Origin of the sequence: Lentzea albida, from assembly GCF_900111005.1 — a bacterium.
Classification (GTDB): Bacteria; Actinomycetota; Actinomycetes; order Mycobacteriales; family Pseudonocardiaceae; genus Lentzea; species Lentzea albida.
The window spans coordinates 614,291-631,439 of the sequence record NZ_FOFV01000001.1; the positions used below are offsets into that span (position 1 = coordinate 614,291).

Below are 17,149 nucleotides of genomic sequence, written 5' to 3' on the forward strand. Positions count from 1 at the left end.
CAATCCGCCCCCGCCCCGCCGTCACCCACAGCCGTTCACCGTTGCCAAACCTCCGCTGGTCGCCTCTGCCCCGATCGTGGGTCGAGGGTTGCGCCGGGTCGTGAGAAAATTGGTCCGATTGAGCGAGTAAAGGGTGTAACACTCAGACATCGCTATACCCCCGTTGGGGGGAACGACCCTGCGCAATGGGACGGTGTGGATTGCTGGCGGTAGGCTTCCGCACCGTTGCTCGCCGAGCAGGTCAGGTGGAACGGATTGCCGAGCCAGGACGACGCGAGACCGTCACGCCCTCTGGGACGTGACGAGCTGGCGCGCGACTGGGCGGTCAAGGTCAGTCGGACCGCGTACATACCGTTCTCCGCGGCCAAGCTGACCGAGGAGTTGCACGAGCTGCTCAACGTGGTGGCCGAGGCGCTGGTCGAGGAACCCGGTGTCGCCTCGCTGGTGGGGACTCGGCTGGTGGAGATCCACTGCGTTGGCGCTGAGAGCCTGAAGGTGTCGCTCGACGTCCTTGCGCGCTTCGTCGTTCGGGAGGGGGCGGATGCCGAGCGGGCCGCGTTGGTGATCGGGGCCGTGGCGGCTGCTTACACCGCCGCGATTCAGACATTCGTGCTGGAGCAGCAGGAGAGCGTCAGCCAGGCCCTGTTGCGGGCCAATCGGGCTGTGCGGCTGGATTTGCAGGCCAGCGAGGAGCGGTTCGAGGACATTTTCACGCACTCGTCCACCGGAATTGCGATGGTCGGCCTCGACGGGTCGTTGCAACGGGCCAACGAGGCTTTGTGCACCATCCTGCGGCGCGAGGACGTTGCGGGGATGACGCTCACCGATTTGATCGCGCCCGCGGATCTGCCGCTCGTCAACGACGCGCTGATGAGTTTGCGGTACGGGCGGATGCGGCGCGTCGAGGAACGGCCCCGGCTCATCGATCGGGATGGCGAGCACTTCCGGGTGTTGATGGCGGCCACGGTGCAGAAGGACGCCGAGGACAACCCGCGGCACTTCGTGTTGATGATCGACGACGACAGCCAGCTCACGTTGCTGGGTGGGCGGTTGCAGTACCAGTCGTTGCACGACGCGTTGACCGGGCTGCCGAACCGGCAGTACCTCACGACGCGCCTGGAGTCGTTGCTGCACAGCGACATCGAGTTCGGCGTGACGTTGTACCACCTGGACCTCGACGCCTTCGCGGTGATCACGGACGGGCTGGGGCGCGAGGTCGGCGACAAGGTGTTGAAGCTCGTGGCGGAGCGGTTGAGTTCCGTGTTCTCCGCCGAGAAGGCGATGGTCGCCCGGCTCGAGGGTGACGAGTTCGCCGTGCTGGTCGAGAACGGGCCCGAGACGCCGGACGTCGACACGACGATCCGGACGATCGAGCACGAACTGGCCGAGCCCGTCTACTTCGGTGAGCAAGGGGTGGCGGTGTCGGCGTCGATCGGGGTGTTGCCGCGGCTGCATCCCGGTGATCATCCCGCCGAGGTCTTACGGGCCTCGGACATGACGTTGCGGCGGGCCAAGCGCATCGGGCGGCGGCAGTGGGGGCTGCACGACGCCACGCAGGACAAGCGGGAGCAGGAGGAGTTCGCTCTCGCCGCGGTCATGCCCGGTGCCTGGGAGAGCGGCGAGATCGACGTCGTGTTCAACCCCGTCATGAAGCTCGACGGGACGGGGCGGATCTGCGTCGAGGCCGAGCTCAACTGGCGGCACCGGGACGTCGGGCTCATCCCGCACGAGAAGTGCGTGGCCATGGCCGAGCACACCGGACTGATGCTGCCGCTCGGCGAGTGGATGTTGCGGACGGCCGCGGAGACGGCGTGCCGGTACGAGGAGATGCTCGCCGTCTGCCTGACCGAGAGCATGGCGAACAGTCCCGACCTGGTCCGGGACGTGCGGCGCGTGCTCGCCGACACCGGGTTGCAGGCCGGGCGGTTGTTGCTCGGGTTCCCCGTGCACGTGCTCGCGTCGGAGGACAGCGAGGCCGCCGACAACCTGGACCTGTTGTCGGACATGGGGATCCACATCGGCGCGCGCGACTTCCGGGGCTCCACCGCGGAGATCGAACTGGTGCGGTCGCTCGGTGTGACGGCCGTGCGGGTGAAGGGGCGCTGCCAGAAGCCGGACGAGCTGGTGTCGCACGTGCTCAGCGACCTCGTCGGGTTCGTGCACGAGGCCGGCGGGCTCGTCGTGGTCGACGCGATCGAGGACGCCGAGCAGCGCGACTGGTGGACAGCACTCGGCGCCGACGCCGGGGTCGGGCCGGTGTTCTGCGTGGAGCCGACTACGGAGTGGCCCGACGCGGGTTGAGGTGCACGAGGATCAACGCGAAGCCCGCGATGGTCACCATGCGCAGGGCGGCGCTGATGCCGTTCCAGTCCTTCGACTGCCACATCGCGAACCACTCGCCGCCGATGGTGATGAAGCCACCGAGGAACAGCGCCACGACCATCAGTAGCCCGGCGGACGCGAACCTGCGCGCGCTGTCCTCCTTGTCGCGGAGGTAGGCGATGGTGCCCGCGGTCAGCAGAACGGCGGAGACCGCCTCCCACGCGATGATCGCGACGTAGACGATCGTGACGACGGCCGGGCTCGTGATCGCCCGCCACTTCAGGCCTTCGCCGAACGTCGTGTCCATCGCCAGGACGTGCCGCACGAACGCCTCGTTCGTGCCGTAGTCCGTGACGTTGCCGAGCACCACGAGAATCATGTTGAGAGCGATGAACCCCACGGTCACCGCGACGACCGCGCGCAAGCTGCCGACCCGAGCAAGAAGACCCATGGAGCGGACAGTAATCGATGGAGTGCTGTCGGTGAGACAGTTCAACAAGGGGAGTGGAACTCCACCTGCGGAAGGCGCGTCCGCCACACCTCCTCCGTGAGCGCACCGCGCGTCGCGGCGCAGATGCGCTCGGCCTCGTGGGCGACCTCGACGTCCCACACGCGCAACAGGCCGTCGCCCGCGCCCGACAGCACCAGCGCCCGGCTTCCCGGCCGGAACTGGACGCCCGGCTCCGCGCCGGACGCGAGCGCCATCGGCCTGCCCAGCGCCGTCGCCTCGGCGGGATTGCTCATGTCCCACAGACGAAGCGTCTTGTCCGAGCTGCCGCTCACCAGCATCCTGCCGTCCGGTGTCACCGCCAGCGAACTGACCTGCTGGGTGTGGCCGGTGAGGACGCTGAGCGCCTGCGGCTTCTCGCGGTCGCGGACGTCCCACAGCCGGATCGCCCTGTCGGTACCGCCGGTGACCAACGTCCTGCCGTCCGGCGTGAAGACGGCGCGCTGCACCGGTTCGCGGTGGTCGCCGATCGGCTTGCCGAGCAGCCTCGGTCCCGTCGGGTCGGACACGTCCCACAGCCGGAACATGCGGTCGCTGCTCGCGGTCACCATCGTCCTGCCGTCGGGGCTGAACGTCGTGTCGTTGACGTACCCGTCGTGCCCGGTGAGGGGAGGGCCGAGCTTGACCGGCTTCGCGGGATCGCCGACGTCCCACAGTTGCACGGACTCGTCGTCGGCGCCGGTCACCATGACCCGGCCGTCGGGGGAGAAGACGATCTGGTTGGTGAACCTCGTGCCGAGCGGCATCGGCGGCGTGAGCGGCACGACGCGCGTGGGATCACTCGTGTCCCACAGCTGCAACACCTTCTCGCCCGCGTAGGTGCCGAGCACCTTGCCGTCCGGTCGCAGCTGCACCCGCACGGACCCCTTGTCCGGGCTCACCTTCACCGAACCGAGGAGCTTCGGCGTGAACGGGTCGGTGGTGTCCCACAACCGCGCGGTCTTGCCCTCCTTGCCGCCGTTGCCGTCGGCCGTCACGAGCAGTCTGCCGTCCTTGCTGAACGACGTCACGCCGGCGTTCCCGGTGGGTGTCCTGGCCACGTGCCTCGGCAACGACCACAGCCGCACCGAGTTCTCGCCCGCGCCCGTGGCGAGGGTCTGGCCGTCCGGTGTGAAGCCGACCGCGAACACGCCCCCGCTGGGGGCTGCGAGCGGTTTGCCGATCTGGCCCGCGCCGGCCGGGTCGGTGACGTTCCACAGCCGCGCGGTGCCGTCGCCGGCACCGGAGGCGAGCATCTGCCCGTCGGGGCTGAACTTCACCGACCACACGCCGGCGGTGTGGCCGACGAGCGGGTCGCCGACCGGAGCCTGCGCGGCCGGGTCCCAGAGCCGCACCGTCGTGTCGTCCGCGGCGGACGCGAGGAGCCTGCCGTCCGGGCTGAACGTCACCGAGTGCACGCCGGCGGTGTGGCCGGGCATCGGGTTGCCGATCGATGTCCTCGTCGTGACGTCCCAGAGCCGGATGATCTGGTCGTCCCCGGACGTGGCGAGCGTCCTGCCGTCCGGGGAGAACGCGAGCGTGCGCACCGCCGCCGTCGCGCCGCGCAACGGTTCGCCGAGAGGCTGCGGGTTCGCGGGATCGCCGACGTCCCACAGCCGCGCGGTCCTGTCCTCGTTCGCGGCGGCCAGCGTCCTGCCGTCCGGGCTGAACTCCAGCAGGTAGCTGGTGCCGTTGCCCGTCTCGATCGTCTTGAGCGCCTTGGGGTTCGCCTTGTCGGTGACGTCCCACAGCCGGATCGTCTTGTCGTTGCCGGTGGTCGCGAGCACCCTGTCGTCGGGCGAGAACACCGCCGACGTCAGCCAGTCGTCGTGGCCGGTGATCACCGCGAGCGGCTTCGGGTTCGAGCGGTCCCGCACGTCCCACAGCCGGGCGGTGCGGTCGTAGCTCGCCGTCGCGAGAACGGTGCCGTCCCTGGTGAACGACGTCAGGTAGACCGCTCCGGTGTGCCCCTGCAACGGCACGGCGAGCGGGGTCTGCTGGTTCGCGAGCAGCCGGGAGCCGACCTCGGCGTCGTCGGGGCGCATGCGGTGCGCGGCGAGGAGCAGCTGGGCGGCGAGCGACGGGTCGGTGTCGGCCAGCCTGTCCGCCTCGGAGACGACCTGGCGGAACTGCGCGTCGTCGCGCTGGTTCACCGCTATCACCGCCGCACCCGCCGCGATCAGCGCGAACACCGCCACCAGCGCGACCGCCGACCTGCGCAGCCAGACGCTCTTGCGGTGCTGGCGCTCCGACGTCCGCACGAACTCCTTGGCGATCGTGGTGACGTCCTGCTGCTGGCGCACGCCCTCCAGCCGTGCGCCGCGGTAGAGCAGTGACGAGTCGTGGCCGTTCTCGGACCACGCCGCCGCGTCCTCCTCCAGGCGCTGCCGGGTGAGGTTGCCGGCCCTGTCCTCGTCGATCCAGCTGCGCAACCGCGGCCAGGCGTGCAGCAACGCCTCGTGGGTGATCTCGACCGAGCCCGCGTCCGTGGTGATCAGGCGGGCGTGCGTGAGGACCTCGAGCGCGCGTTCCGTGGCGGGCAGGTTGGTGCTCGCCTCCAGCAGGCTGCGCCGGGTGGAGCGGCGGCGCGTGTCCTGGGTGTCGTCACCGACCCTGACCAGGCGCAACAGCAGCTGACGCGCGGCGGCCCTGGCCGGTTCGTCGAGATCGGACCAGGCGCGTTCGGCGGTGGCGGCGACGGCGCCCTGGATGCCGCCCGCCGCCCGGTACCCGGCGATCGTGAGGCGGCCAGCCTGCCTGCGCTGCCACGTGACCAGCAGCGCGTGGCTGAGCAGCGGGAGCGCGCCCGCGTCGTAGGCGTCCTTGCCGCGGCGGTTGTGCGTGCCGAGGTCGCGCAGCACCAGGTCGACCAGACCGGCCTCCAGCTGCAGGCCCGCGGCCTTGGCCGGGTTCGTCACGGCGTCGCGCACCTCGGCCGCCGACATCGCGCCGAGCACCATCTGCCTGCTCTGCAGGGCCTCGGCGAGCTCGGGGAAGTCGAGGCAGCGGGCGTAGAAGTCGGCCCGCACGCCGAGCACCACCGACGTCTTCCCCGCGGCCGCGTGCAGGGCCTGCACGAAGATCCGCAGCCGGTTCTCGTCACCGCCGAGCGTGAAGGCCTCCTCGAACTGGTCGACGACCACCACCCGGTCGCCGACGGCGGCCTGCACCTCGTGCGCGAACTCGGCGAGCGCGTCCGCGTCGGCCGCCTCCAGGGTGTGGAGCAGCTCCGGCACCTGGAGGGCGAACTCCTTCAGCGGGTCGGTGCCGGGGGAGAAGACGACGGCGTCCTTGCTCAGCCGGGGCAGGACGCCCGCCTTCATCAGGCTCGACTTCCCCGCCCCGGACGCGCCGACGAGCATTGTGATGCCGTTGTCGCCCAGCCTGTCGAGAAATGCGTTCGTCGCCCTTTCCCGGCCGAAGAACCAATTCGCGTCCTGCGGCCCGAATTCGCTCAGACCCATGTACGGGCAGACGGAGCTGTCTTCTGGGACCTGAGTTCCGGAATCCGTCACGGGACTGGCGAGTGCCTCTTCCCAGAGAGCACGCCACGCGTCGAGTTCGTACAGGCCGTCGATCGCCGGCTGGGGCCTGCGCTTGCGGGCCTCGCCGACCAGGACCTCGAGGACCGCGCTCAGCCCGCTGAACCTGGCGGGGACGTTGCGCCCGCGCCGCCAGTCGCTGACCCGCTGGGCGGGCACCCGCAGCGGACGGCCCCGTTCGTCCGTCCGGCGGGCACGGGCGACCGACTCCGTGACTCGTTTCAGAGGAGGGTCGCCTGCCTCCGCGTAGAGCAGCGCGAAGCGCTCCGCGAAGACGCCACGGGGTCCCAAGCCGCCCTCCTCCACGTCCGGTCCGGAAAACGCGTGCTGCCCGCCTGAGCTGCGGCGCACGCACCGGACAGGTGGTCAGAACCCCACCATAACGATGCGGTCTGACAACCTCGACTCCACGTCCTTCACGAGACCGGGAGACCGACGAAGTGAGAGTGACTGACTGGGGCACGGCGTCCACGGCTGAGGGGTTCCGGGGGTTTCCTCAGCCGTGGACCGCAGGTTCGGTTCGCCGCGAGTGGCAGGGCGCGGCCTGCTAGTTCAGGCGGCCTGCCAGAGCGCGTCCGCCTCGGGTTGCTTCGGCTGGACCCGGTTCGGATCGGGCGGGTAGGTCTCGGTCGGCAGCGTCACGTACGTGATGGCGTCCGGTTTCAAAGCGGTGAGTTTTCCCGCCAGATCGGCCAATTTCGGAATCGAGCCGATTTCGCTGTCCGTGACGATGGACTTCGTGAGGATGTCGGCGAGTTCGAGCGTTTTCGCCGGGCTGCCGAGCCAGTTCTCGTTCGCCAGTTTCTCGCTCAGCGCCCGCATGAACAGCTGCTGGTTCTTGATCCGGTTCAGGTCGCTGCCGTCACCGATGCTGTAGCGGGTGCGCACGAACGCGAGCGCCTGCGTCCCGTCCAGCCTGGTCGGCCCGGCCGGCACGTGCAGCCCGCTCTTGTCGTCGTCGATCGCCTCGGGCAGCGTGACGTCGATGCCGCCGAGCCGGTCGATGACGTCGCGGAAGCCGTTGAAGTCGATCTGCACGAAGTGGTCGATCCGGATGCCGCTCAGCTGTTCGACCGTCGCCACCGTGCAGGCCGCGCCACCCGTGGTGAACGCGCTGTTGAACATCGCGATCGCGGCCGGCGGGTTCGTCCCGCACCTCGGCCGCGGCACCATCGTGTCGCGCGGGATGCTGACCACCCGCGCCTGGTCGCCTTTGGCGTTGAGCTGCACGACCATGGCGGTGTCGGACCGCCCGTCATCTTTGCCGAGTAGGAGGATGTTGAGAGGCCGGCCAGGCGTCGACGGAGGCCTGGGGTGGGTGATCTCCTTGGCGAGATCGACGGTCTGGAGATTGCTCTCGAGCCGCCAGTAGGACCCCCCGGCCACGACGCCCGCCGCGATGACCACCGCGGCCCCCGAGACCACGAGCCATCGTTTCAAGTGGACGTTCATGCCTCCCACGGTCCCCGGTGTTTGTCCAGGTCGCGTTGGCGGTTCGTCATGGTTGTGTTACAGCGTGCCTCAGCTGGTCGAGGAACGTGGCGTGGTCGGCCGTGACGGCGTACCTGGCCTTCGTGCGTTCGGTGGCGATGTCCCGCCCGAACGGGCTCCCCGGCGCCAGGAACCGTTGGTCGGCAACGATCTTGCCCCGCGTGTACCGCCCGGTGAGCTCGATCGCGAACCGGTCCTCGTGGTACGTCGCGAGGCCGGGTTCGAGCAGGACCGCCGCCGCCAGCGGGTCGTGCGGCACGAAGCCGGCCTTGCCGAGGAAACTGCCGTAGAAGTCCGCGTAGAAGCCAAGGATCTGCCGCGGGTAGCAGTCGTGCGGAAGCGCGTCGAGCCACTCCTGCGGCGCGTGGCTCGCCATGGTGACGTCGAGTCCGACGATCGTGAGGTCCTCGAAGCCGGCCGCCAGAACGAGGTCCGCCGCCTCGGGGTCGTGCCAGAAGTTGGCCTCGGCGTGCGAGGTGATGTTGCCGGGGACGTTCAGCGCGCCACCCATGACCACGACCTTGTCCAGCAACTCCGGCAGCCGCGGCTCGATCTGCAGGGCCAGCGCGACGTTGGTGAGCGGCCCGATCGCGAGCAGGCTCAACTCGCCGGGGTTGCTCCGCGCCAGGTCGGCCAGTTGCTCGGCAGCACTCTCTTGCAAGTGGCTGGTCTTCGGCTCGTCGCCCGCGTACCCGCCAAGACCGTCCTCGCCGTGCACCCCCTCCGCGGTCATGAGGGGCTGAGCGAGCGGTTTCGCGGCGCCCATGGCCACGGGCACGTCGAGGTTGAGGCGCTCGACGAGCCTCAACGCGTTGGCGGTGGCCTGCTGCACCGGCACGTTGCCGTGGACCGTGCCGATGGCAACTATTTCGGTGTCGGGCTGCGCGCGCAGGTAGTACAAAGCAAGGGCATCATCGATGCCGGGGTCCGCGTCGACGATGATCCTCATACTTTCGATCATGCCATCGGGGGATGCCATGACGGTCCGTCCCGCAGTTCTCTCCGACGCCCCTGCTGTCGCATCGGTGCACGTCCAGACCTGGCAGTCGGCCTACCGCGGCCTCGTCCCGGACTCCGAGCTGGACGCCCTCTCGCTGGAGCAGCGCACCGCGATGTGGCAACGAGCCATCCCCCGCGGCGGCGTGTGGGTAGCGGTCGTCGACGGTGAGGTGGTGGGCTTCGTCGCGGTGGGCCCGTCCGACGAACCGGACGCGGCCTTCAAGCTGTACCCGATCTACGTGCTCCCCTCGGCGTGGAACACGGGCCTGGGGTACGAGTTGGCCGGTGCCGCTCTCGACGGCCGGCGCGACGTGGTGCTTTGGGTGTTCGAGAACAACCCAAGGGCTCGCCGATTCTACGAGCGGTTTGGGTTCCGCACCGATGGAACGGTTAGAACCGAGACCATCGGCGGGGCCGAGTTGAAAGAGGTCCGTTATCGCTTCAACGGCGCTGCAGGGTGAGTTCGTCGACCAGTGCTTCGTCCTCGTCGAGCGCGCGGACCTTCATGGTGGACTCGGTGCCGTCGGCGGCCACGATGCCGTAGCGGCAGTACCGCCCGCATGGCCACGTGGCCTCAATGTCGGTCGACCTGGAGCCGTTCTTCTTGTAGAGCAGCGCATGGTCCGCGTGCCGCTCAACAAATCGGACTGCATGGGATGTTTTTGTAGAACTCGTCGCGCGTCTGGCCGCCACGCCGGCGGTGATGTAAGTGGTGCCGGTGGGATTCGCTTTCGGCCTGGATCGGGTCGGTGCGCTCGTGGACTCGGCTGTGTGTGTTGAGGACGAGCTCGACCCGGTACTCGTCGAAGACCGGCACCTACTTCTGCTGTGCTGTCTGGTCCGCGCCGCCGTCGGTCGTCGAGTACGCGCTACGACTGCTCATCTGCTGATTGACGCGCATCGGATCGACTCGTGCTTGTTCGCCGTGTCGTGGGTAGCCTCGAACGAATCCAATCGCCGAGCGGAGGTCGCATGGCCGAGGAGTGGACGCCTACCGCGAAGGGGGAGCACCTTCGAGGTCGACGTACCCGCAACACCGCTCCAGAGGTCGCTCTTCGGCGAGCTCTGCACCAGCGCGGTCTGCGGTTCCGGCTTCATCGCGCCGTCGCCCCGCGTTGCACCCCTGACTTCGTCCTTCCGCGGTACCACTTGGCGGTCTTCGTCGACGGGTGCTTCTGGCATGGCTGCCCCACTCATTCTCCCCAGCAGTTCCGCGGGCCGAACGCGGAGCTGTGGGCACGGAAGCTGTCGGCTAACCGCGAACGCGACAAGCGCAACGACCGGGTCGTCACCGATGCGGGCTGGCGAGTGATCCGCGTGTGGGAATGTGAGATCAAGTCCGACGTGGAGGTCGCGGCGGACAAGCTCCAGACAGCTGCACTCGGCGGCTCCGGCTAGGCCGGCGGGTCAGAACAACGTCGGATCCGCCTGGTCGGGCTTCGCGTCGGTGCAGTGTCGTTGCAGCGGGCACTCCGCGCAGGAGGGAACCGGGACGCGGCAGATCGAGTTTCCGATCTGTCGGAGCGCCGCGGCACGTAACGGGGCGTCCTGTCCTGCTCCAACCAGTCTGGCCAGGTCGACACGGCCGTCGCTGAGCCTGTTGGCCCTGTCGGACACCGTTCCCGACACGCGAGCCGCCACGCGGAGCGTTGCCTGGGACGCGAGCAGGACGTCCTCGCCCACCAACATCCTGAACACGCTCTCCTCGACCGGTTTCAGGTCCAGTTGCCTGACGACCTCGTCGGTGTCGGCCCAGACGAGCCGCTTGCCGATCAACGGCTGGAAGCGTTCCAACGCGTTGCGGGCGGCCACGGACTTCAGCTCCGCACGCATTCCGTCCAAATCTGACTTCGTCAGGCGGTCTTTGCCCCGGATCAGTTCGAGCGAGCGGTGAAATCCCGGCGGCCGGCTGTACCTGCCGTTGAGGACCGCGGACACCGCGGCAACGGTCGGGGTGACCTCGGGATTCGGATAAGCGTGCCACAGCGAGCCACGCCGCTGCTCCTCGGCCCATTCGGTGATCGCTCTCCTGGCGAGGACGAAACGCGAAGTCGTGGCACTGTCACCCCGGACTCCTTCAGCGCCGGTGTGCGGTACCAACGCCGTGGCTGCGGCCTGCCCGAGCAACGGCGGAACCGCGTTGCCGATCTGGCGGAAGGCATCGCTGCGGGTACCGGCGAACCGGAACCGGTCCGGAAAGGTCTGGACACGAGCTGCTTCACGGACCGTCAAAGTCCGCAGTTCCTGCGGATGGATGTACCAATATCCGTCTTTGGCGATGTGCGCCGTGATGGAGCGGCTCAACGCACCCCAGTCGAGCTTCTTGTACTTGTCGTCGAACGTCTCTACCTTGTAGCGCCTGAGGCGCGCGGGAACGTCCGCGTAGAGGGTTGTCGCGTCCATGAGTTCGAAGATCTCGCGGTCGTCCTCCCGGACGGGCCTGGTCATGTGGTCCCAGACCACTCCGTTGCGGGCTCCTGCACGCATCCGCTGGGCGAACTCGGGGAGATGACGCGGTTTCCTGTACTTCAGCTCGCGTGCTCCAGTGGTGTCTTCCAGATCTGGAAGGTCGCCGATCGCGTCACGCAGGGTGGGTTGCGAGTCCTCGGACAGTGCTTCGGGCCACGGAAAGTTCTCGGCGTCGTTGCGTGCCAGCAGGATGAGACGTTTTCGGTGCTGAGGTACCCCGTATTTCCAGGCGTCCACGAGACGGAAGCTGGTGAAATACCCTGCGGCTTCAAGCGCGTCCGCCATCTTCCGGACAGTGCTGAAGTCGTCGCCGAGCGCCATGTCCGGGACGTTCTCCATGAGGACGGCACGCGGTCGCACGGCGAGGACGACGTCGAGGAAGGCCTGCCACAACTCGCGTCGGTGATCGTGCTCCTCGCGGTGACCAGCCGCGACCAGACTGCGTATCTTGCTCCGGCCGGCCCGGCTGAAGGGCTGGCACGGCGGTCCGCCAGCCAGGAGGTCGATCTTCGTCTTCTTGAGCAACGTGATGAGTGCCTCGCGTTCATCACGGTCGGACAGGTCCCTGCCCAGGGCCAAGCCGGCGAAGTTGTGCCTGTGGGTCTGAAGCGCCTTCGGATCGTTGTCGACCGACACGGCGACGGTCCAGCCCGCTGCCTCCAGACCGAGGCTCAGGCCTCCTGCGCCGGAGAAGAGGTCGACCGCCAGCCGATGACCTTGGCTGATCCGTTTCACGCACCACTGCTCGAATGTGTCCTCAGCACAACCGTCGACGTGAACGGCGAGTTGCAGATCGTCGCTGCGTTGCAGCTTGACCTTGTAATAGGACACCTTTTCGAACCTTTCAAGCCGCATCGCAGCAGCGACTGCTGAACATTTTGCTATGACAGAACAACTTGCTCGCGCGCCCGCGAAGAGGTTCAGGCGGAGAACCGGATCACTTCCGGAGGTGCGTTCCAACCGACCTTCCGCACCTCGGTCCAGCACGCCGGTTTCTTGCACCATTCCGTCACGTTCGCGGAACCGGGCGGATTGACGAGTGCGTGCCTGACCCTTCTGGAGAGATCCGGGATCGCCTCCGCCACCGGCTGAGGAAGGCTCTGCTGGCGCCACACGAGGTCCAGGTCCAGTCCGCCGAGGGTGTGAACGAGCATCGACATCGCGTAGGCGGTCGTCTGACCCAGGTAGCCACCGAATTTCTCCGCCTGCACGAGAGTTCGGATCTGGCGGAACACGATCGCCTTGGCCACCAGGTGACGGAAGTAGCCGTCGTCTGGTGCCTCACGCTCGGCCAGAGCCTCCTCGAGGGTCCACGTGCGGAAGCACTTCTCGCCGCCCTGACAGACCACGTCGGGCCGCAGCGCGTACGCGAACTCGTACTTCGCGGCGTCGGTCTTGCCGAACCGTTGACGTGTAGGTGTCTCTTTCTCGAACTGGCGCCGCTGGGCTGTCGTCAGGCTCCTGCCCTTGTCGACGTCGTACTGCCCCCGGACACGTTCGTAGTACCACCGCGTCGGCGCGGTTTCCGCTTCGACCGGTGTTGTCCAGATGCTCCGCGACCAACGTTCGAGTCCGACGTGGAACCTGCTGTTGCCTTCGAAGTCCGCCGCGGTGACCGCGTTCTGGGAGTTCGCGTACCGCGAGATCTCAGGGACCATCACGTCGAGGTCGTCGTTGTCGATCAGTGTGATCTTCGCCGGGACGGTTATGTCCGTCAGGTCGATGCCGCGGCGAAGGGCGTGGTGCAGCGAGGCGGTGGTCTGGCCCCCGTTGACGATCTGCAACTCGTGGAGGCGGCGGATCATCAGCCCTGACGGAGTGCTCTCGATCTCCGCTGAGCGAGCTGTGGCCGAGACACCGTTGTTGTAGGCGAGGAATCTGCCAGGTTGGTTCTTGATGGTCTCCGCGATGCCCTTGTTGACCTTGCCCCGAGCTTGCAGGAACGCACGCACGTTGCGTTGCAGAAGCCGGCTGTGGTGCTCGTCGTACAGCTCTGCGAGCAGTTTGCCGGGCACCATCGCGAGCAGGCATCGGTAGCCGTCGGCCTGCGGAGGCGACTCCAGACAGCTCACCGAGTAACCGAGCTCGGCGATGTCGATGAGCAGTTCCTCCTGCTCGGCACCGGAACCCATCACCTTCTGGAGCCTCACCGCGTCCCAGACGTGGATCGCGGTGGAGAGTCCCGCGATCGTCACTTCCTTGGCGCGGCGGAGATTCGTGCGACCGTCGGTGAGAACGAAGATCCTGATCTGCTGGAGTTGCGGCCAAGCGGCGTGAACGCGCTCGACCATGTCGTACGACGGGTTGGACTTCTCCAGCAGCGTGTGCTGACCGGTCCGGCAGAAGTCTGCGAACGAGGCTGTTCCCCGGATGAGCTGGTCGATCCGATCTCGGGTTACAGCGGCACCGGACGCGCCGTAGTGGGCGGCGACGAGATGGAGAATCGTGCCCTCGCCGGCGATGTCGTACCCCGCCACCTCGACTTTCCGCTTCTGCCACGGCAGGTGCAGGTAGCACGTGTCGAGGTCGTCGAGGACGCCGCCCTCGACGAGGTGTTCGCCGACCGTCGACACGAACGCGTCCCGCAGCATCAGCTCGGGTTCGAGTTCCACCCTGTCCAGCAGGCGCTGGTGCAGTCTGGTGAGGAAGTTGCTGAGGTCCGTGTCCGTCACTGAGCCGGTTCCGTTCGATGGCGGTCGACAACGAGCTTGGAGCGCTGCATCGCGAGGTGTGCGAGCGCGGTGAGACGCGGCCGGAGTGCAGGCGGAGGAGAGACCTCGTCGGAGGGGTCGTTCAGCCCCCAGGCACCGCGGTCATCGGCGGCCACGTCGATGAGCACACGGGCCAAGCTGCTGTCGGGCGTCGGCACGCACAGCCCCAGCCAGCCGCCCAGAGAGACGAGTCGGCCCTCGCACCTCAGGTAGAAGCCCTGTCGCGCCGACCACGTGTCGGGTTCGCCCGCCGCGAGGTGGTCGTCGTGGTGAAGGAGCGAAGGGTGTGGGAGCACACGTGGACTGACTCTCACCGTGTGCTCCCCGGCAGTCACGGTCTCCTCGCCGAGGTGCTGTGCGGCAGGATTGGCCCACAGGAAGGGATCTCTGCTGGTCAACTTCCGGGAGTCCAGGGAGACGCTCAAGCCACCGTCGAGGAGTTCCCCGAACACCGTGCCGAGCTGGTCCTCGAGCCGGATCAACACCTCGCGCACCGGCATTCGCGCCACCTGCGGCCGGGGCGAACGCAACACCACGACCGCGCTTGGCTGCGCGGGGCCAACGGTGGTTGCCGGTGGCGAACCGAGGCCACGGCCGATCCACCAGCTACCGGTGGTGCGTCCGCAGGTCAGCACGAAGCACCGGTGTTCGGAGGCCGCCGTCGCCTCCCACGTGATCAACTCGTCGTACAGCGACATGGCGGTCGCGGCCAGCGCGTCGCCGTGAAGCGCGGATCTACTGCCTCGTTCGAGGAAGATGTCGTGCAACCGCTGGTTCATGAACGGGAAGCCGTTGTGCGCGAGCGTCAGGAATGCGGTCGCGCCCGTGCCCGCCGACTGAACTGACACCTTTTGTGCGCCCGCTCGTACGGCCTGGTCGACGAACTCCACGACCAGTTCAGCGATGCTGCTTCCGCTCCTGGTGCCGAGCCTGTCCTCCAGGTGAGTGCCCGACGCCAGTTCGTTGCGCCGCACCTCCAGATGTGACGGTGACGGATTCGACGTCCTGGTCCTGACCCGGCGGGCAGGGCCGGCTGGCGCGGGAACTGCTGGGGAGGAGGCGGCGTTCGTGTCGGTGGACACCAGGCCGACCTCGTTGAGCTTGCCTCGCAGGCTCTGTTTGGCGCGCCCTTCGATCTGCCTGATCCGTTCGCGGGTGACGCCGAACTGCGTACCGATCTGCTCCAGGGTCTGAGGTTCATCACTGTGGAAACCGAAGCGGTGGCGTAGGACATCAGCCTCGCGTGGCTTCAGCAGCGAGAGCGCTTTGTGCACGAGCGCCTGTCCGTCCTGCCGTTCGAGCACGCTGTCGGGGTTCGTGGCCTCGAAGTCCGCAGGAATGATGTCCGCCAGGCAAAGGTCCTCACCCGAGGCGAGAGGTGCGTCAAGACTGACGGTTCCAGCCGCGTACTGAAGGTGCTTCACGACGTCGGCTGGACTCATCTCGGTTCGGTGAGCGACCTCGGCGACGGTGGAGGCGATGCCCAGGCGGTCGAGGGTTCGATAGGTCGCCAGTACCTTGCGTACGACCTCGTGCACATGAACGGGGAGCCTGATCAGTGCTCCCTCACAGGCGATCGCTCTCGACATCGCCTGGTTGATCCAGTGCGTGGCGTACGTCGAGAACTTGAGACCCCTTGAACCGTCGAACTTCTCCACAGCCCGCATGAGACCGATGACACCGTGCTGGTAGAGGTCGTCGTCATCGAGCCCGTTGCCGCGGTACCTGCTGATGTTCGAATGGATGAGACCTGTGTTGTGCCCGACGAAAGCGTCGAACGCACGTGCTCGCGGATCCTTCGCGTCCAGCGTCGATCGGAATCCGCGCGGCAGCTCCTCGTTGAGGGCGTACTCGTTCGCGCGGATGAGCAACGCGAGCTCGACCTCTTCCAGAGCTGTCAGAACCCTGCGGCGGTTCTCCGGATCCAGACGATCGGCTTCGATCACTTCTCGCGCTACATCGGCAACACCCCCGGACATCGCCGGCGGTGCGACTGTCGGCACCGGTGTGAGCACAGGAACCGCGGCCGCCTGGATCTGAGGAGCAGCAAGCGGGTCGCTCGTTCGCGGAGCGGTCTTGACCTGGAGGAGCTGCCTGGGAAGCCGCGCCAGCATCGTCGGCTCGCCTTGACCCGTGTACGAGAGCAGCAGCCTGTCCCGCGCTGAGCAGCCGAGCGTTCGCAGCGTGCTGTCGAACAGAGCTTCGCTCGTGACCTGGTCCAGCGAGCCCAGTACGACCTGGTCGAACTTCAGACCCGCTCCACTGGCCCAGGTGAGGATCTTGATCCCTGGTGTGGTGCTGTCGACCCGTTCCTCATGTGGCGTCGGGACGCGTGAGAGGTACCACTGGATCGTCCCGTCGAACCGGGTGCGGATCAGATCGACGAAGGTCTCGACGAGATCGGCGGTGGGGAGCAGAAGTCCGATCTGGGAGCCGGGGTCCTCGTACGCCAGTTCCGCTACGAAGTCCGCTTCGTCCTCCACGGACCGGTGACCCGCAAGAACGCTGACGTCGTCGGAAGTGCTGTTCTCGTCCTGGGCGGCGGACAACCGTCGGGTGCCCAGAGCGTCCGCGAGGACCACTCCTGCCTTTGTCCTCTTGCCTGCAGGGAGCTGTACCGCGCTGGGAAGGCCGAAGCAGTCCAGGATTTCCGGCAGAGTGGATCCGGACTCGTCGACCATCTGATGTGGGTCCACGAGAACGGTGGTGGCGACGTCCAGCAGCCGGAGCAACGTGTAGAAGTCCGCCGGAAGTTGCTGGCCCTGGACGACGATCAGACTCCGGTTGGACTGAGGCCTGACGTAGTCCCGGCGGAGCAGTTCGCGGAACTCCCACAGATCGACCGAGAAGCCGTCGACCAGTTTCGGGTCGGTTCCCGTCACTGCCCTCCAGAGGGTCTTCGTGAACTGGTTGAAAGGCAGGTACGCGGATCGGCGGCTCTCGAAGGGCAATGACGCACGCAGGTGATTTCCCAGAACCACCCCGCGTGTGGTGATCACGGTCGACGGCAGACGACCACGCAGACCTCGGAACACGTCCACCGCGACAGCCGCCTGGTCCCCGCCAGGTGGCGTCGACAGGACACGGAACCGCTGTTGCGGGTCGTAGTTCCGCAGCGGGGCGGCGGA

The 17,149-nt window shown here is 67.4% G+C and carries 11 protein-coding genes; 3 read left to right on the forward strand and 8 right to left on the reverse strand.

The genetic code is table 11. The features are described 5' to 3' along the window. Nucleotides 1-255: 255 nt before the first annotated feature. Nucleotides 256-2,301 carry a diguanylate cyclase domain-containing protein gene (locus BMY74_RS03115; RefSeq protein WP_177229539.1) on the forward strand — a complete coding sequence of 682 codons (2,046 nt, stop codon included), beginning with the start codon at nucleotides 256-258 and terminating at the stop codon, nucleotides 2,299-2,301. Here BMY74_RS03115 and BMY74_RS03120 read toward each other — a convergent pair. The 4 genes from BMY74_RS03120 to BMY74_RS03135 all read right to left on the reverse strand — a co-directional run bounded on the left by BMY74_RS03120 (nucleotide 2,276) and on the right by BMY74_RS03135 (nucleotide 8,791). Further along, nucleotides 2,276-2,773 (reverse strand): DUF2165 domain-containing protein, encoded by a 498-nt coding sequence (locus BMY74_RS03120; protein WP_089909008.1) that lies wholly within the window; start codon nucleotides 2,771-2,773, stop codon nucleotides 2,276-2,278. The two genes, BMY74_RS03115 and BMY74_RS03120, sit on opposite strands and share 26 nt — an antisense overlap. 41 nt (nucleotides 2,774-2,814) lie before the next feature. Continuing rightward, nucleotides 2,815-6,642 (reverse strand): WD40 repeat domain-containing protein, encoded by a 3,828-nt coding sequence (locus BMY74_RS03125; protein ID WP_245785858.1) that lies wholly within the window; start codon nucleotides 6,640-6,642, stop codon nucleotides 2,815-2,817. 261 nt (nucleotides 6,643-6,903) lie between these two features. After that, nucleotides 6,904-7,803, reverse strand: a complete 900-nt coding sequence (locus BMY74_RS03130; protein WP_089909014.1) for an LCP family protein — start codon at nucleotides 7,801-7,803, stop codon at nucleotides 6,904-6,906. Nucleotides 7,804-7,849: 46 nt separating this feature from the next. After that, the gene (locus tag BMY74_RS03135) at nucleotides 7,850-8,791 is read right to left on the reverse strand and encodes a nucleoside hydrolase (protein WP_089909017.1); all 942 of its coding nucleotides are present in this window, start codon (nucleotides 8,789-8,791) and stop codon (nucleotides 7,850-7,852) included. Nucleotides 8,792-8,801: 10 nt separating this feature from the next. On the opposite strand from BMY74_RS03135, the gene BMY74_RS03140 reads away from it, so the two are divergent. Beyond that, entirely contained in the window at nucleotides 8,802-9,302 is a 501-nt protein-coding gene (locus BMY74_RS03140) for a GNAT family N-acetyltransferase (RefSeq protein WP_089909020.1), read from the forward strand. Here the strand turns inward: BMY74_RS03140 and BMY74_RS44030 are convergent. Further along, the gene (locus BMY74_RS44030; protein ID WP_143091419.1) at nucleotides 9,283-9,534 is read right to left on the reverse strand and encodes a hypothetical protein; all 252 of its coding nucleotides are present in this window, start codon (nucleotides 9,532-9,534) and stop codon (nucleotides 9,283-9,285) included. The genes BMY74_RS03140 and BMY74_RS44030 overlap by 20 nt on opposite strands. Nucleotides 9,535-9,813: 279 nt before the next feature. On the opposite strand from BMY74_RS44030, the gene BMY74_RS03145 reads away from it, so the two are divergent. After that, nucleotides 9,814-10,239: a very short patch repair endonuclease gene (locus tag BMY74_RS03145; protein ID WP_089909024.1), complete on the forward strand. Its 426-nt coding sequence runs from the start codon at nucleotides 9,814-9,816 to the stop codon at nucleotides 10,237-10,239. Nucleotides 10,240-10,248: 9 nt separating this feature from the next. On the opposite strand, the gene BMY74_RS03150 is transcribed toward BMY74_RS03145, so the two are convergent. From BMY74_RS03150 to BMY74_RS03160, 3 genes are all read right to left on the reverse strand, one after another. Continuing rightward, nucleotides 10,249-12,141 (reverse strand): DNA cytosine methyltransferase, encoded by a 1,893-nt coding sequence (locus BMY74_RS03150; RefSeq protein ID WP_089909027.1) that lies wholly within the window; start codon nucleotides 12,139-12,141, stop codon nucleotides 10,249-10,251. Nucleotides 12,142-12,230: 89 nt separating this feature from the next. Further along, the gene (locus BMY74_RS03155) at nucleotides 12,231-13,982 is read right to left on the reverse strand and encodes an AIPR family protein (protein WP_218159500.1); all 1,752 of its coding nucleotides are present in this window, start codon (nucleotides 13,980-13,982) and stop codon (nucleotides 12,231-12,233) included. Further along, on the reverse strand, nucleotides 13,979-16,903 hold the full coding sequence (locus BMY74_RS03160; protein WP_177229540.1) for a sigma-70 family RNA polymerase sigma factor: 2,925 nt from the start codon (nucleotides 16,901-16,903) through the stop codon (nucleotides 13,979-13,981). The genes BMY74_RS03155 and BMY74_RS03160 overlap by 4 nt, the downstream gene beginning before the upstream one ends. Between the last annotated feature and the right edge of the window lie 246 nt (nucleotides 16,904-17,149).

Bases quoted from the DNA above. Each gene is read 5' to 3' on its own strand.
- BMY74_RS03120 (WP_089909008.1), bottom strand. From the start codon at position 2,773: ATGGGTCTTCTTGCTCGGGTCGGCAGCTTGCGCGCGGTCGTCGCGGTG.
- BMY74_RS03130 (WP_089909014.1), bottom strand. From the start codon at position 7,803: ATGAACGTCCACTTGAAACGATGGCTCGTGGTCTCGGGGGCCGCGGTG.
- BMY74_RS03135 (WP_089909017.1), bottom strand. From the start codon at position 8,791: ATGAGGATCATCGTCGACGCGGACCCCGGCATCGATGATGCCCTTGCT.
- BMY74_RS03140 (WP_089909020.1), top strand. From the start codon at position 8,802: ATGCCATCGGGGGATGCCATGACGGTCCGTCCCGCAGTTCTCTCCGAC.
- BMY74_RS03145 (WP_089909024.1), top strand. From the start codon at position 9,814: ATGGCCGAGGAGTGGACGCCTACCGCGAAGGGGGAGCACCTTCGAGGT.